The organism is Rubneribacter sp. (assembly GCF_965361815.1).
In genome coordinates this window covers 19,463-35,075 of sequence record NZ_CBDTNW010000136.1, presented here as the reverse complement: position 1 = coordinate 35,075, position 15,613 = coordinate 19,463, and the positions used below count along the sequence as shown (strand labels likewise).

The following is a 15,613-nucleotide window of genomic DNA, read 5'->3' as shown; positions in this document are numbered from 1 at the left end:
CCCGACGAAAGGATTTCCATGACCGCTTCCCCGCCGACCGTGCGCGCCCTGCGCTCCGCCGAACCGTACGCCCGCATGATGGCGGCCCCGCCCGAGAAACGCGCCGACCTCTACCGCCACGAGCTCATGGCGCCGTTCAAAGCGAAGTGGGACTGTTACCACGTGCCGCTGCGCGCGGCGCAGCCCGGCGGCTACGACGTGGTGATGGCGAGCGAGATGCTGGGCATTCTGCCGCCCGAGCGCGTGGACGAGAGCTGGGCGGACGCCGTGGCGCTGCTCGGCAACGACGCGCTGTGGGACGCGAGCCGACAGGCCGTCGAACGTTCGCTCGCCCGGTTCGCCGAGCGCGGCATCGCGCTGCCGACGCAAGACTACCTGTTCTCCTTGCTGCTGGGCAATCCCGATAATCCCGCGCTCGCCGCAAGCGAAGGGTACTGCGGCGACGGCGGCATCCCCGGCTACGTGCTGGCATGGCTCGTCCCCTCGGCCGAAACGATGCGCCGCCTTCCCGCCGCCCTCGCCCACGAGACGAACCACAACGTGCGCTTCCAGTTCATCGCCTGGAGCAACGACATCACCTTGGGCGAGATGATGGTGAGCGAAGGCCTCGCCGAGAACTTCGCCGTCGCGTTGTACGGCGAAGAGTTGGCCGGCCCCTGGGTGACGAAGACGAGCGCCGATGCGCTGGACGCCATCAAGCCCGTCATCCGCGAGGCCCTCGAGGCGCAGGGCATGGCCGCGCTTTCGGCGTACCTCTACGGCGACGACATCGCCGCCGCGCAAGGATACGCCGCCGTCGGCCTGCCGTACTGCGCCGGATACGCCTGCGGCTACCATCTGGTGAAGCGCTTTCTGGACGAAACCGGGACAAACGTGGCGGACGCGACGCTGCTGCCTGCGGAAGACCTGCTGGAGGAAGTGCGGAAATCAGGGTTTTGGGAGTAGCCCCCGCCCCTCCTCCCCTTTCGGCGCGCCCGGCGGCGCCTCGCTGGGCGCGCCATGCGAAAAGGAGGAGCGCCAAACCAAGCTGCGCCCCTCATCCGGAACCCTCCCGCAAGCCCCCGGCCTTCCGGCCATCGATGCAGGCGGCAAGCTCGTCTTTCGTGTGGACGCCGAGTTTCGCGTACACGTGCTTCAGATGGGTTTTGGCCGTCTCCTTTGAGACGAACAGCTCATCGGCGGCCTGGGGCACCGTCTTGCCCGCCGCGACAAGCACCATGACCTCCTCCTCGCGGCGAGTGAGGCCAAACGCCCGCGCCACCAGCGCGCAGCGCGCCTCGTGCGATTCGAGCGCGTTTTCGGGGCGCACGTCGGCGGGCACATCGCGCGAAAGCCTCCAGCTGCGAACGAAATCGTACTCGTTGAGAAACGCCATCGACAGCACCACGATCAGCAGCATAGACGCCGAGTACAGCAGCTCGACCTCCATTCGCGCAAGCGCCCCCTCGTTCACGGCAAACACAAGCCCTGCGCCCGCCAGCTGGCTTGCCAGCAAGGCGCAACGCAGAAAGCCGAACGCCCAGCCTGGCGGCACTCCATGGCGGCGGCAGTTCTCGTTGAGCACGGTGACCGTGAGGAAGAGGAACCCGAAATAGCCCGCATCGATAAGCAGGCACGGCGCAAGCGGCGCATCCCGCGAAAGCAGAGGCCCGAGCAAAAGGCCGGCCGCCATGAGCGGCAACGACCCCTGGTAGAGCATTCTCACGTCGAACCGATCCGCCAGCACGGAGCATCCAACCAAGAACACCAGCGCCACGAACGCCGCCCCAACCGCCAGCGAGAGAGACGACACGCCCTCGGCCACAAACGGAAAGGACGCGAAGCACCCGGCGAATTCCACCGCCCCCATCATGAGCACCGGACGGACGGGAGCGACAAGCTTGGTCCCGGATCGCTCCCGCTCGCCGCCATCAGCCCCCCCCCCGCCATCGCCTGAAGCGCAAGGGCCATCCGCCGAAGCATCGGCCGGATGCCGGCACGGCGAAAACCCCGCCGACGGGCGTCGCGAAAGCAGAAGGGCGCCGAGCGCCACCGGCAACGCGCTTGCCGCGAACGCGAACCCCTCGAAAGGCAGCGTCGACACCGCCGCCGACAGGCCCACCGCCCCCAGCGCTCCGAACGAGAGCGCTTTGCCGGTGTCGCGCATCCCCAGATCCGCCAGGCGCTCCATCGCAACGACGAACAGAACCGACATGCTCACGCCTATGCACACGCAGCTCGACCATCCGGCAATCCGCCCCGCAAGCACATCGGCCGACAGGACCGCGCCCGCCTTGAGCAGCGTGCCCGCCGTCGCGAAAGCGCTGCCGAGCACCACCGTCCCCACGCGTCGGGCGTGCAACGCCCCAAGCCGCGAACGCAGCGCCATGGCCACCGCCACCGCAAGGGAAACGACCACCATGACCGCGCACTCGAGAAAACCGAACTGAAGCGCCGTCGTGTACCGCAGGCAGTAGAACCATGTCCAGAACAGCGCCTGGGCCAGCGCCGCCCCGCCAAGCGTCGCCATCCGTTCCATCGTGATCCTCCCTTCCTCGATCGGAGGTTACCATCACCTTATCGGCGAGCAAAGTGGTAAAAAACTCCCCCTCTCCGCGAAAAGATTCACCCGCCGCTCCCGCTTTCGCCTTCTGGTTCGAAACGATAGCCTCCACATCGCCCCTCCGTGCCAACACGGCGGGGAGACGAGCCATTTCGCGGAAAGCAGCGAAAACGAAGAGAAGGGACCCCCATGACGAAGCAATCGTTCTCACGCCGCCAGTTCCTTGCAGGCGCGGCCGGCGCAGGCGCCCTAGGGACGCTCGCGCTCGCAGGTTGCGCGCCGCAGCAAGCCGCCCGCCAGGATGCCGAAGGCGCGGCCGCCCAGGAGGGCACCTACGACGTCATGACGGCAACGCCCAGCTTCCTTGAGAAGCCGCCGACCCCGGAAAGCGTCAAAGAGGAGTTCGATTGCGACGTGCTCGTCATCGGCACGGGCACGGCCGGCAACCCCGCAGCCCGCGCCGCCGCCGAGGCGGGCGCGAAGGTCATCGGCATCGACAAGGGATCGGACACAGGCTTCGTCCCCTCCACCCAGGACTTCGGCGTGGTCGGCTCCCGGTACCAAAAACAGCTCGGCATCGAGTGGGCGCCCAAAAACGAGGTGGTCATGCAGCTCATGAAAGACATGTGCTACCGCCCCAACCCGCGCCTGCTCAACTACTGGTACGAGCATTCCGGCGAGGCGTTCGACTGGGCCGTGGAAGGCGTCGATTTCCAGCTGCTCGAGTCGTCCATAGCCGAACCGACGCAGAAGCTGTTCATCCGCCCCAAGATGTTCCCCGCGCTCGAAGGTTACGACCATCGCAAGGAGTACTACCCCTACTTCCACGGATCGCTCATGACGCTGCCGAGCGCCCAATGGCTCCTTGAGAACTGCGAGAGCAAGGCGCGGGAGGCCGGAGCCGAGTTCAAGTACGAGATGTTCGGCGAGCAGCTCATCACCGACGACTCCGGAGCGGTCGTGGGCGCCTACGCCCGCGACAAGAAAGGCGACTACTACCGATTCAACTGCAAAGCGGTCATCTTGAGCTGCGGCGACTTCGGCGGCAGCAAGGAGATGATGCAGCACTTCGTGCCCCACGCCGTGCAGTTCAACTGCTCCTACACGCGCATGGACTGCGAAGGCAACCAGGCCAACACCGGCGACGGGCACCGCATGGCGCTGTGGGCGGGCGCCGCGATGGAGCTGGGACCCTACGCGCCGATGACCCACCACATGGGCGGCCCTCTTGGAGTGGATGCGTTTTTGCAGCTCAACCTTGAAGGCGACCGCTTCATGAACGAGGATATCCCCGGTCAGAACATCGCCGATCAGCTCTCGCGCCAGCCCGGAGGGGTGTCCTGGCAGATCATCGACGACAACTGGCGCGACCAGCTGGAGGTGCAGGGCACCGGCCACGGCTACGTGAACCACTACCTCACCGCAGAAGAGGCCGCGCGCATGCCCTGGGTCATGAACTCGGTGTTCCTCGGCTACGTCACCGACGAGGTGTTCCTCAACGGCGACAGCGACTTCCGCAAAGCCGGCGTCACCTGCCAGGCCGACACCATCGAAGAGCTGGCCGAGAAAATGGGGTTGCCCGCCGATCGGGTGAAAGCCTCCATCGAGCGTTACAACGAGCTGTGCGAAAAGGGCGTCGACGAGGACTTCGGCAAGGACGCGCGCCGCATGTTCCCCGTGGAGAAGCCGCCGTTTTACGGCGTGAAGTTCGACCAGGCCGGCATGCTCGTATGCTGCGGCGGCATCAAGTGCGACCTCGACATGCACGCGCTTGACGAAAACGACCAGATCGTTGCCGGCCTGTACGTCACCGGAAACACCGGCGGCGGACGATTCCTGGTCGAATACCCCGTGACGGTGGCCGGCATCAGCCTGGGAACCGCCATCACCTTCGGCAAGCTCGCCGGCGAGAACGCGGCGAAGGGCGTCTAAGATTCCTGCCAAGGCCGGCCGGCTCGCAGACAAAACGCTTGCGAGCCGGCCGGCATGCGCGCCCCCTCACACCACCTGATGCCGGCTGAAGGCGCGGGCGGCCAAGGGCGCGCAGAGAAGCGTCAAGGCGGCGTAGACCGCCGCCAGCAGCCCCGCCAAATCGATGACGAACGGTCCCGCCTGATACGACACGAGCGAGTTGTAGAGCACCTGGTCCACCAAGGCGTTGATGGGAAACAGGTAGAGCACGTGCAACAGAGCGCCGTTGCCGCCCGTCGGGATCATCGCCGTCAGGAACACAAGCGCCGCGCAGATGGCGAACACCGCCAGCTGCGAGCGCAGCTTCGCGGAGAGCAGCAGCGCAAGAGAGGCAAACCCCAGCGTCATGAGCAGGCCCAATCCCACGGCCGCAAGCGCCGCCTCGGCCATCGTGAGGTCGTAGGGGATGCCGAGCGCAAGCACCTGCACCGGCAGGTCGGCCCCGTCCGCGCCGAAGAACGCCAGCGCCACGCCCATGACGATGCCCGCCGACAACGCGAAGTACGCGGCAGCGAACAGAAGCGACGCGGCCACCTTGGCCGCCGCCAGCCTGAGGCGCCCGTGACGCGAGGCCAGCAGCACGGCGTCGGTGCGGTCCTGGTACTCCCCTGCGAACACGGGCGAGAGCGCCACGCACACCGCCACCATGGGAAACGCGAGGAAGCCGACGCACGCCAGCACGTCCTCCCAGCCGCCGGCGTAACCGTACGAGAGCGGCTCCTCCACTTCCTTTTGCCTGTCCGTCCAAAAGGCGCGCTCGGCTTCGGAGTACTCCCAGGTGCCGCCCATGCCGTCGTCGAGCGCGCGCTGCAGATTGTCGGCCACAGCCTCGTAGAATCCGGCGGCCGCACCCTCATCGAGCGTCGCCGCCACCTGGCACGGCTCAAGCCCGCCCGGGTTCCAAGGCGAAAGCAGGTAGGAGTAATAGGGGTCGTAGATCGCGCGGAACTCCTCGTCGTCGTACGCCTCGCGCATGACGGCGTACGCCGCCGCGTCGCTCAAGCCCTCCACCTCGGCAGGATCCACCTTCGAAAACGCAAGCTCCTTGTACGCCGCCACCTCCTCTTGCACGCGCTCGGTGGCAAGCACGCCCGCATGCGCGCAAGCCCGCTCTTTCTGCTGCGCTATGGCAGCGACGCCGCTCAACGTCTCCTCGGCGTTCGAAGTCGTCTTCTGCTGCACGATGTTGAGCGTCATGATGCCGCAGAGCAAAACCAGGATGCCCGCGCACGCAACAAGCGACGTGCGGCGCGAAAGCAGCTTCTTCAACTCGAATCCCATCAGATCGAACATGGTTCCTCCCTCGTCACCGATCATGCGCACGCCAACGGAAAGCGTCAAGGCGCTCCGCCATCCGTCACATCCGCCAAGACGGCGCGTCGTCGCGCGCCTCGTCGCGGAACACGTACAGGTACACGTCTTCGAGCGTGGGCTCGAGCGGACGCGCACCCGCCGTCGGCGGCTCGTCGGCAACCACGCGCACAACGGCATGCCCGTCCGCAGCGTAATGAACGTTGCTCACGCAGTTTCCCGCAGCCAGCTTATCGGCGCTTTGAGCATCCACATGGCATTCCCACACCTTCCCCGCCGCCTGAGCCACCACGTCCGCCGGCGTCCCCTGCATGAGAAACGCGCCATCCCGCATGACAAGGATGTCGTCGGCGACGCACTCCACGTCCGACACGATGTGCGTGGACAGGATGACCACCTTGTCCTGCGCGAAGCTGGCGATGAGGTTGCGGAAGCGCACGCGCTCCTTCGGGTCAAGCCCGGCCGTCGGCTCGTCGAGCACGAGCACCGCCGGGTCGTTGATGACGGCCTGCGCGATGCCGAGCCGCTGCTTCATGCCTCCGGAGAACGTGCGCACCTTGGCGTTCGCCACATCGGCAAGCCCCACCGTCTCCAACAGCTCAAGCGAGCGGCTCCGCGCAACGCGGCGGCCAAGACCCTTGAGCGCGCCTAAGTAGCGCATGAAATCGAGCGCCGTGAAGTCCGGGTAGTAGCCGAAGTCCTGCGGAAGGTAGCCCAGGTGCGCGCGGTACGCGCCGCCGAGCGCACGCACATCGCGGCCGTCAAAGCGCACCTCGCCGGAGGTGGGCCGCAGCACATCGCACACCATGCGCATGAGGGTGGTCTTGCCCGCGCCGTTGGCTCCCAAAAGGCCGTGCACGCCGGACGCGAGCCGTGCCGACACGCGGTCGACGGCGATCTTCGGGCCGAATTGCTTGGTCAGCCGATCTATCGTCAGTTCCATGCCATGCTCCTTGTCGTCGAAGTCACCAGCGAGGGGCCGGGGAAGGCAAGAACGCGTCCAGCCCCTCGGCCATGCGGCGAAGCCACGCGCACGCCTCGCGGGCAGCCCACGCAAGCGACGCAGCCGCCACAAGGGCCCACGCCCACGCCGAAGCTTGCGCGTACGCGCTCGGCGCAAGGGAGAACGCAGCGTACGCCCCCGCCGCCACGACCAGCGTCCACGCGCAGGCCGCCGGCAACGCGCCCCGCCCAAGGCGACGCGCCGCGAACAGCGCTCCCGCGCATGAGAGAAAGTAGGGCGCGCACGCGTGCACGAGCGCCGCAAAAGGGTCGGCGCCCAACGCAAGAGGCGGCGCGACGGCAATGACGCTGACCACCGCCACGTCCGAACACCCCAGCACAACGAGCCGCGCGACGGCGACGGCGCGGCAATCGAAGCGGCATGCGCATTCAAGCTCGGCCATGCCGTGCGCCGCGCTGCCCAGAAGGTCGGGCAGCCCCACAAGCACCGTAGCCGCCGCCAACGCCGCCGACGCGCACGAGAAGCCGTACGACATGCCGTCGGCCTGAAAGCATGCGGCCACCATGAGCGCCACGAGCGCGATCTGCGCCGCCCATGTCCACGGGCGGACGAAAAGCGCCTGGGTCGCCACGAATCCGGGAAACGCCGCCTCGCGGGCCGACGCGCGCTCCTGCTCGCTCGGGGCCGGCACGCGCGCCCGCCCATCCGAGGCCACCGCCGCGTGCACCGCGCGCATGCATGCGGCCTTGCCCTCCGCGTCCGGCACGCCGCGCGCGCCGCGGTAGTGCGCGCGCAGCAGCCCTTCGATCTCTCTCCTGCTGGCTCCGCTCATACGTTGTCCTTTCCCTCAAGGCCCCGCCTCAGCTCCGCAAGGGCCCGGTTGAGCCGCCGGTTCACCGCAAACCGCGAAACACCCAGCACCTCCGCTATCTCGCCCACCTTAAGCCCCTGGTCAAAGCGCAGTTCCACCACCTCGCGCAGCACCGGGTCCAACGCTTCCACCAACGCCCCCACCTCGCTGCCGACAAGCGCCTCTGCCGGGTCCGCGCCGGACGAGCAATCGGGCACGTCCTCATCGAGCAAATCCGCAGGCACTTGGCGCTTGCGCGCCGCGTCGATGCACAGGTTGCGCGCAATGGCGAACAGGTACGCGGCCGATTTGCCCTCACGCGGGACGCGCCCGCTGCGCACGAAGCGCAGGAACGACTCCTGCGCCAGGTCAGGCGCCTCGGCCCAAGACGGAGCATGACGCCGGCAGTACGCCAACACGTCGTCGTAATGCTCCTCCACCAGACGCTCGAACGCCTCGCCGCCTCGCACCCGCCGCCTCAACCTCGCCTCCTTCGCTTGCCTCTACCCCCTATAACGAATCCCGCAGCCCATCGGTGCGGCCTTTGTCGAAAATCCTCCGAGAATCCTCGCAACCCTTGCGCTACATAAAACTTTGAGCAAACCACGCGCTTACAGAAAAAAGCCACTACAAACTTGTGGCTCTTTAAGGAAAAACGAGACGTCATCGCACGCCTCTTAGCTAAATCGAATATCACGCTTGAGTGTGTTGAAGCGAAATATTATGATTTTTATCTATATTATATTTTGCCGCATGATCAAGAGGAGTCGACCCCTTCTGACCAACTGAAGGTTCAAGTGCTTCTAGACAGCATCCTCTTCGATCCCATCGCCGCGCTCTGTAATATAGTGCTCCAACGCCTTCTCAACCTTACCTACGTCGTACTCACATCCTCTGCTGTCAGTTTGCAACCTCAGCAACGGCAGTCCACACCTCTCAAGGATCGCATTTTTCATCCGATCTCTCTCATGCTGTTTTGTTCCTTCTTTATGAAAACGCCAAGCATCAACTTCAATGGCCAACAAGGGGCGTTTGTTCATTTCGCGAAAGAAGAGAAAATCAACATGGGTGCGAGGATTCCTTACGTATTCCTCCTCACGCGGCGACAGGACAACATCTTCCCCTATCAGCGTGGACAAACCCACGTGACACCTCAACGACACGCACGGGAAGCGCCCCGTCGCAAGCATATCCTCCAATGCCGTCGCCATGAGATTCTCGGAATCATAGCGAGAAACACGTGGCCGCCTCCCTAAATACCTTGCGCGCTCTTCGGCATACTCCTTGTATAGAAGGTCGAACACGGATCTAATCTGACTCTGAACAATTTCAAACCCGTTGTATTCGATGTAGCGTGCAAGCTCTTCAATATCATTATCATTATTCTTGTGTCCATGAGAGTTTTGCGACGCGACCACACAAAGCCTTTTGACCGCACGGGAAACCGCGACGTTCACCATTTGGGGATCGCCGACAAAAGGACCAATAGAATTCTCGACAGTGGAAAGCACAATGGCGTCATTTTCGCGCCCTTGAAACTTGTGCACCGTCGCCACTGCAACGCCTTCGGGAACCGCTTTCTTCAGTTCGGTTACTTGATCCCCAAAAGGAGCTATCACACCAATATCCCGAATTCCCGAATTGGTTAATTGGGGAACGATCTCATCACATACCACACCAACTTGTCGCATGTTTTTACGTCCCCGCGCATGACTCCCCGGTACAGTGCGATGAAAAGAGAGCACATCCTGTTCTCCTTCATCCTCCGTCATGATGATCAAATCGTTGTTGTAATACATCTTATTGCAAAAGCCAATGATTTGAGGATGACAGCGATAGTGCTCCTTAAGCAGGGTTGGCTCTAACGCAGGCCAAAGGTCGAGGACCGACGTAAGCATGCTTTGCTTCGAATAACGATAGCAAGCAGGAACACGATACTCATCGGCGATGTAGTCGGCTTCATACGCACGTGGCTTCTTCACCACATTAGCAAGCTGCTTGTGGTCGCCAACGACAACCACGCTCTCGGCGCACGAGAGAGCCAATGCCCCCGCCACCACGCTTATCTGAGATGACTCATCCATGAGAACACTGTCGTACCTAAAACCGGGACTAAGGGAAGTCGTGATCGAATGCGTTGTGCTCAACACCACCGGGTACTCTTTCACAAATGCCGCCGACCTCTTCCGAAGATCCTCAATCTTAAACACCCCGCGACCCCGATTCGATGAGAAGCGCTCGGCAAGCTGGGCCTTGAATACCCGCATTGACTTTTCTTCTATGGCAGCCATATTCTCCTCAAAATCATACGATCTCTCTTCGAGGAGACGAGCCTCGTCTCTCAACTCCTTGAGTTTCGCTCGATAGAATGCGTCTTGCAATAGGGGTATGGTAAGGAAGTTATCCCGCTCGATCATGTTGAGATAGAACCCGCCAAAAACGGCCCAAACATAGGTACGGTACAGCAACCCAACAGGGCGCCCCTCTTCAACACGCCGACCCTCTCGCACCCAAAAACGGAGAATGCTCTGAGAGGATCGCCCCAAGCGCGGATCATGCGGCCCGATAGCCCCCGCGTCAAGGCTTGCCATGTAGGCTTTGAAGTATTCGTACTCCCGCTCATACGCCGTCGTCAATGCGTCGATTTCGGCGAGGCGCTTGCGATCTTCAAGAGCCCGATCCAATCCGCTTACCAACGCACCCACTTCGGCAAGGAGCCTTGTGCGATCCTTTGAGGTCATGCCCCAGGTTTTGAGGTCACGCGGATACACCGGCTGGTTTGCAATGAACTTCTCTTTGCTCTCGCTCTTTCCTAACAGCGCGCAGATGAAGCCCAAATTGTTTCGACCGAGCTTATCCACAACGTTCTCGACAGCCGATGCATTGTTCGACACAACAGCCGTAGTGCGACCTTGCAGGATGTTGTTGGCGATAATATTGAGAATAGTTTGGGTCTTCCCAGTTCCCGGAGGTCCCTGCACCACACTGAGCCTGTCAGTGAACGCATGTTCAACCGCCACCTTCTGACTTGCGTTGAGACCAAAAGGAAAGATTAGCGGCTTGGAACCGCCTTGCTGAGGTCCGGGATCGTCACCCGACAAGTAGCAGGAGAGTATGGTGCCACTCGCGACCGCTCCTATGCCGTCGTACCGCCCTCCAAGCACGGATCTCTCTGTCTCTTCGTTCACAAGCTCATCCGTAGACGCGAGGGCCCGTAAATATTCGAAAACGCTCTTCGACCTCGGATCCGTAAGCACGTTTTTCTCAAGAGACACCTCATTGATTGCGTACCTTTTGCAACTGCCGTTCGAAAAACGCACGACTAGATGGCCATCATAAACCGCAATGCGCTCCACGTTGTCAAACGTCCGACCGTTCCTTCTAACAATCGTCCGCTGCGGATCCTTCATCTCTACTGGACGAACCTCTTTCACGCGGACTCTTCCATAAGAGTACGCTTTCTTTCCTTTTTCGTGCCTGATCCGACACTTCCCCTCTGCATACTCGTACTCATATACGTCAGCAGGAACATCGCCAAAAGGAACTGCTCCGCTCTCTCTAATGAAGAACATGCGCTCAGTGGGATCCGCTAACTCCATGCGACCAACTCCCGAACTGCCAACGATGCAAGGATGGCGAACGCAGTACTTGCGAGAGTGCCAACAAGGTAGCACTCGGCAAACTCCTTATCGTCGAGCATCTTAAAACGCGCAATGCTCTTGGCTGTCAGCACGAAAGCAATCGCACCGAATTGATTACAAAATGCGAGCACCGCAACAATGGTTCGCTCAAGCATTCCTATCCAACGGCCTGTCCGCAATCCATTGGCGGCACCCTTTCCGCTGCACACAATGTCCGACCCCTTGATTCGCACCGACTCGAGCAAAAGGCGGACGAAAATCGCCCCCGGACGCCAAACAACCAACAATGTCAGACTTATCCCCAGCGCCGCTGCAACCGATGTTGCATCCATAACGCCAACAAAAATCCCCGCAATCTCGAATGCTGGACGCTCGTCGAAGAGCGTCGCAACCACCACCACACACAGCAGCACATGAATAGCTTGGTCAACACAGAACACAGCCAGAGGTTTTTCGATTCTCCCCTCAAGCCGCGCTTTACCGCAATCAACCAAAGCATGAGATAGAGACAAAACAAGCCAAGCAAGAACGACGCTTTCAAACGAAAGCGACGCGAAAACAAACGGAGCCATGCACAACGCATAGCATCCGCAATGCAGGACAAGCAAGGAGGCGCGTTCGCTCTTTTTCCGGGCAACGCGATTCGTCTGCAAGTAGAAATCGGCGACTACATGCCCTAGCAGCACGAACCCCAAAGCAAACCCAAACGTCATAAAGCCCTCACCGCCCGAACTCGTGCATTGAGAAAAAAGCGAAGAACGCTGCAGCATTGCGCTCTTGAATGACGCGACCTTGAGCTAGGAGACGATCGATCCCCTGACGCGACATACCAGAGCGCTGGGAGAGCGCATACGAAGCTCCCACTAGATCCCCCTCAAGACAACGAAACGACTTCATACAGTGGTTAATCTCAATCCTGGCCGGCTTCCAAAAGCTGCTTTTCTCTTCAGCGGAAAGCAGCTGCAAGCTTTCGAACAACACGGATCCCGACCGGTTTCGCGAAACACCTGTCGCCAAAAGATTCAGCACTCTTTTACGCCGCCTGTCCAAATCGCCAGGAAATTCATCAGATCCTCGGCCAAAGAGCACGGGATAAAAAAGCTCCACTGCAAGCGCCATATCGTTCTGGGTCGCTGTTCTCATCCTACCTATGCTCAACGAATGATCCATAAGGGTCGTCAACGCCTCATCTGAAAGTCCTGTTGAGCGAAGAACGAGGTCGAAACGCTTCTTTTTATGAGCTTCAAGGATGCCGGCACGGGCGCAATGATACACCTCTCCATCTTGGCTCGTTGACGCCCCATCTTTAAGACGAACATCCCACGTCCCAACGCCCAGACCACCCCGTAGCACTCCGGGACCAAGCAAAAAGCAAAGAAGTCGATAGTAAAGAAACGCCGTTGCCGGCTCTCGAAACAACCCCTGAACCTCATCGCCTGCGCTGAATACAACGTCTTTTTCAAGCCCTCCCCTGAAAAGCTCGTTGGCAAAAAGAAGCGACTCTGCCAACAGTTCCTGCAAGTACTCCCGCTCTCGCGCTTGATATGTACGCGACCGTCTAATATCGGCTATGAGGGCCACATAATGCTGCATAAACTTCTCTCCCTCGCAGAACCTTCTTCGTAGAGTGGAAACTATAGCAACAAAAAAAGTCACTATCAAGACATAGCAATAAAAATTATTGCTATGTTGAATTAGCAATAAAAATTATTGCTAATTTGCACCAATTCTTCCATAAGCGACATACGCAGAATGAGCGAACCCCTTGGGCGCGCGACGCACCTGGCGTACAATCTGACGGAACAGGCACGCACCCGCAAACACACCTCCACAGCAAAGGAGCACCGAATGGCACACGAAGCAAGCGCAGGCGTTGAACTCGGTTTCATCGGGTTCGGCAACATGGCCCAGGCGATGGCCCGGGGACTCGTCGAATCGGGCACGCTCCCGGGATCGCGCATCCACGCATGCGCGGCCCACTTCGACAAGCTCCAAGCCGCAACCGCACGGTTCGGCGCGAACGCCTGCGCGGACGCGCGCCAAGTGATCGAAGCGAGCGATGCCATCATCCTCGCGGTGAAGCCCCACCTCGTCAAGCAGGTGACAGAGCCGGTGCGCGACCTTTTGGCCGACAAGGCGGTGATCTCGGTGGCCGCCGGATGCGACTTCGCGTTTTACGAGGAGATCCTCACCCCGGGCAGCCGTCACCTCAGCACCATTCCCAACACGCCCATCGCCGTGGGCGCGGGCATCATCGCCTGCGAGCAGCGCCATTCGCTCACCCCCGATGACGTGCAGGCGTTCGAGCGCCTGTTTAGCCCCATCGCGCTCATCGAATGGATGGACGGCGCGCTGCTGCCCACCGCCACCGCCATCGCCGGTTGCGGCCCCGCCTTCGCCGCAATGTTTCTAGAAGCGCTCGGCGACGCCGGCGTGAAACACGGCCTCTCCCGACAGGCTGCGTACCGTCTGGCAGCCCAGATGATGGCGGGCACCGCCAAACTGCATCTAGAAACCGGCGAGCACCCCGGCTCCATGAAAGACGCCGTCTGCTCACCGGGCGGCACCACCATCAAAGGCGTGGCGGCGCTTGAGAAGAGCGGTTTGCGCGGCTCCGTGATCGGTGCCGTGGACGCTATCAAGCAAGCTTAACCGCACGCAAAGGGCGGGGCGCCCAACCGCACGCGCCCCGCCCTTTCCCGCCAGCGTTGTGCCCGCCGCCGCCCTACCCTTCGACGTCGATGCGCTCTATCTTGAAGATGACCGGCCGCGTTCCGTCGTTGCAGCACGCGATCATCATGCGTTCGTCGTTCGTCCAGCCGCGCATGATGGATCCGCCCTGCAGCGCCGCGTAGATGTAGCGGCTGATGCAGTCCCACGCCTCCGCGCACGGGAACTTCGGGTCAAGGTCGCGCCCGAAGTGCCAGAAGTCGTCGCGCTCGGCGTTGCGCTCGAACAAAAACTCCTGCCCTACTTCAAAGCACGGGCACGCCCCCGACTGCGGATCGGCCAGATACTCCTTTTGCAACTCCGGGAACACGCGTTTGTCCAGCACCGTCACCTTGCACTTGTACTCCACGAAAGCCTCCTCTCATCGCGCGCAATCCGCGCACTTGTGCAATTGTACCATCGGGTTTCTTCTCGCTGCTTCTTTCCGCCCTCTATTCTCTGCATATTGTGCGGAGAATAGACGCTTATTCTCCGCACGAGCTATACTGCAACCATGTACTTGCACGAACATACTGGATGGACGAACTTTTCCTGGGACAACGCGACTATGCTCCCGCTTCTGGCCAACGTGCGATTCGCCCAAGGGCATCTGCTGGGAAGCATGTCAAAGATGGGTTTTCGCATCGAGGCCGAAACGGAGCGCGACACCCTTTCCGGCGAGGTTGTCGCATCCTCGCGCATCGAAGGCATCAAGCTCGATGCGCGCAAGGTGCGCTCGTCCCTTTCCCGCCAACTCGGACTGGACGATCCCCAGGACCCTCGCGATACGCACGAGGTCGACGGCATCGTGTCCATCATGCTCGACGCGACCAGGCACGCCGACGAACCGTTAACCCACAAGCGCCTCCTCGGTTGGCACAACGCGCTTTTCCCGACGGGATACAGCGGCCTGCGGCGCATCCGCACGGCGCAGTATCGCAGCGGCCCCATGAGCGTCGTGAGCGGGCCCATCGGCAAGGAACGCGTTCATTTCCAAGCCCCCGACGCCGCTTTAGTGCGCCCTCTCATGGAGGACTTCGTACAATGGTTCAACGAGGACGAAAGCACCGAACCCTTGCTGAAAGCGGGGATCGCACACCTGAGGTTCCTCACCGTCCATCCTTTCGACGACGGCAACGGGCGCATCGCCCGCGCGCTCACAGAGCAACTGCTCGCGCGGGCCGACGGCAGCCCGCGCAGATTCTACAGTATGGCGGGCTTCATCCTCTCGCATCGCGAAACCTACTACGCCGAACTGGAGCGGACCCAAAAAGGCTCGGGCGACATCACGTCCTGGCTCGTTTGGTTCCTCGCAGCCTTGGCGGGAGCCATCGAGCAAAGCCGGGAGAGGCTTCGCGGCGTGCTCGAACGGGAAGCGTTCTGGACCTCGCTTTCGGGTGTTGCGCTCAACGGGCGACAGCGCGCCATGCTCGGCCGGCTGAAAGCCGGCTTCGAGGGAAAGCTCACAGCCGCCAAATGGGCGAAGATGTGCAAGGTGTCCCCCGACACCGCCCTGCGCGACATAAACGACCTCCGTGAAAAGGGCATCCTCGAAAAGGAGGAGGGCGGCGGCCGCAGCACCTCGTACCGGCTCGTTCGCTGAAGAGGCTCCACCCGAACAGGGA

At 61.7% G+C, this 15,613-nt stretch carries 13 protein-coding genes; 4 read left to right on the top strand and 9 right to left on the bottom strand.

Translation table 11 applies throughout. The features are described 5' to 3' along the window. Positions 1-18 precede the first annotated feature (18 nt). Positions 19-945, top strand: coding sequence for a DUF2268 domain-containing protein (locus ACWKY3_RS09985; protein ID WP_449316256.1), 927 nt, complete (start codon positions 19-21; stop codon positions 943-945). Positions 946-1,036: 91 nt separating this feature from the next. Here ACWKY3_RS09985 and ACWKY3_RS09980 read toward each other — a convergent pair whose 3' ends face one another. Next, positions 1,037-2,518 (bottom strand): helix-turn-helix transcriptional regulator, encoded by a 1,482-nt coding sequence (locus ACWKY3_RS09980; RefSeq protein WP_449316255.1) that lies wholly within the window; start codon positions 2,516-2,518, stop codon positions 1,037-1,039. A gap of 213 nt (positions 2,519-2,731) precedes the next feature. On the opposite strand from ACWKY3_RS09980, the gene ACWKY3_RS09975 reads away from it, so the two are divergent. Next, a complete protein-coding gene (locus ACWKY3_RS09975; RefSeq protein ID WP_449316254.1) occupies positions 2,732-4,474 on the top strand; it encodes an FAD-dependent oxidoreductase in 1,743 nt (580 codons plus the stop codon). 66 nt (positions 4,475-4,540) lie between these two features. Here ACWKY3_RS09975 and ACWKY3_RS09970 read toward each other — a convergent pair whose 3' ends face one another. From ACWKY3_RS09970 to ACWKY3_RS09940, 7 genes are all read right to left on the bottom strand, one after another. Next, complete coding sequence (locus tag ACWKY3_RS09970; RefSeq protein ID WP_449316253.1) at positions 4,541-5,806, bottom strand: ABC transporter permease subunit; 1,266 nt, start codon at positions 5,804-5,806, stop codon at positions 4,541-4,543. Between the two features lie 64 nt (positions 5,807-5,870). Further along, positions 5,871-6,767 carry an ABC transporter ATP-binding protein gene (locus ACWKY3_RS09965; RefSeq protein ID WP_449316252.1) on the bottom strand — a complete coding sequence of 299 codons (897 nt, stop codon included), beginning with the start codon at positions 6,765-6,767 and terminating at the stop codon, positions 5,871-5,873. A 22-nt stretch (positions 6,768-6,789) separates the two neighbouring features. Continuing rightward, positions 6,790-7,620 (bottom strand): hypothetical protein, encoded by an 831-nt coding sequence (locus tag ACWKY3_RS09960; RefSeq protein WP_449316251.1) that lies wholly within the window; start codon positions 7,618-7,620, stop codon positions 6,790-6,792. Beyond that, positions 7,617-8,120, bottom strand: coding sequence for an RNA polymerase sigma factor (locus tag ACWKY3_RS09955; RefSeq protein WP_449316250.1), 504 nt, complete (start codon positions 8,118-8,120; stop codon positions 7,617-7,619). Before ACWKY3_RS09955 ends, ACWKY3_RS09960 begins: the two co-directional genes overlap by 4 nt. Positions 8,121-8,441: 321 nt before the next feature. After that, complete coding sequence (locus ACWKY3_RS09950; protein ID WP_449316249.1) at positions 8,442-11,072, bottom strand: AAA domain-containing protein; 2,631 nt, start codon at positions 11,070-11,072, stop codon at positions 8,442-8,444. A 155-nt stretch (positions 11,073-11,227) separates the two neighbouring features. Beyond that, positions 11,228-11,992 (bottom strand): DUF3307 domain-containing protein, encoded by a 765-nt coding sequence (locus tag ACWKY3_RS09945; protein WP_449316248.1) that lies wholly within the window; start codon positions 11,990-11,992, stop codon positions 11,228-11,230. Positions 11,993-11,999: 7 nt separating this feature from the next. Further along, positions 12,000-12,872 carry a SatD family protein gene (locus ACWKY3_RS09940; RefSeq protein WP_449316247.1) on the bottom strand — a complete coding sequence of 291 codons (873 nt, stop codon included), beginning with the start codon at positions 12,870-12,872 and terminating at the stop codon, positions 12,000-12,002. Positions 12,873-13,127: 255 nt separating this feature from the next. On the opposite strand from ACWKY3_RS09940, the gene proC reads away from it, so the two are divergent. After that, entirely contained in the window at positions 13,128-13,931 is an 804-nt protein-coding gene (proC, locus tag ACWKY3_RS09935; RefSeq protein WP_449316246.1) for a pyrroline-5-carboxylate reductase, read from the top strand. 73 nt (positions 13,932-14,004) lie between these two features. Here the strand turns inward: proC and ACWKY3_RS09930 are convergent, their stop codons facing one another. Further along, entirely contained in the window at positions 14,005-14,358 is a 354-nt protein-coding gene (locus ACWKY3_RS09930; protein ID WP_449316245.1) for a TIGR04076 family protein, read from the bottom strand. Between the two features lie 144 nt (positions 14,359-14,502). Between ACWKY3_RS09930 and ACWKY3_RS09925 the strand changes: the two genes are divergently transcribed. Then, positions 14,503-15,591, top strand: a complete 1,089-nt coding sequence (locus ACWKY3_RS09925; RefSeq protein WP_449316244.1) for a Fic family protein — start codon at positions 14,503-14,505, stop codon at positions 15,589-15,591. The last annotated feature ends 22 nt before the right edge of the window (positions 15,592-15,613 follow it).

Excerpts from the sequence above, each read along its gene's own strand:
- ACWKY3_RS09940 (WP_449316247.1), bottom strand. The coding sequence starts at position 12,872 with ATGCAGCATTATGTGGCCCTCATAGCCGATATTAGACGGTCGCGTACA.
- ACWKY3_RS09970 (WP_449316253.1), bottom strand. The coding sequence starts at position 5,806 with ATGTTCGATCTGATGGGATTCGAGTTGAAGAAGCTGCTTTCGCGCCGC.
- ACWKY3_RS09985 (WP_449316256.1), top strand. The coding sequence starts at position 19 with ATGACCGCTTCCCCGCCGACCGTGCGCGCCCTGCGCTCCGCCGAACCG.
- ACWKY3_RS09925 (WP_449316244.1), top strand. The coding sequence starts at position 14,503 with ATGTACTTGCACGAACATACTGGATGGACGAACTTTTCCTGGGACAAC.
- ACWKY3_RS09965 (WP_449316252.1), bottom strand. The coding sequence starts at position 6,767 with ATGGAACTGACGATAGATCGGCTGACCAAGCAATTCGGCCCGAAGATC.
- ACWKY3_RS09975 (WP_449316254.1), top strand. The coding sequence starts at position 2,732 with ATGACGAAGCAATCGTTCTCACGCCGCCAGTTCCTTGCAGGCGCGGCC.
- ACWKY3_RS09945 (WP_449316248.1), bottom strand. The coding sequence starts at position 11,992 with ATGACGTTTGGGTTTGCTTTGGGGTTCGTGCTGCTAGGGCATGTAGTC.
- proC (WP_449316246.1), top strand. The coding sequence starts at position 13,128 with ATGGCACACGAAGCAAGCGCAGGCGTTGAACTCGGTTTCATCGGGTTC.
- ACWKY3_RS09960 (WP_449316251.1), bottom strand. The coding sequence starts at position 7,620 with ATGAGCGGAGCCAGCAGGAGAGAGATCGAAGGGCTGCTGCGCGCGCAC.
- ACWKY3_RS09980 (WP_449316255.1), bottom strand. The coding sequence starts at position 2,518 with ATGGAACGGATGGCGACGCTTGGCGGGGCGGCGCTGGCCCAGGCGCTG.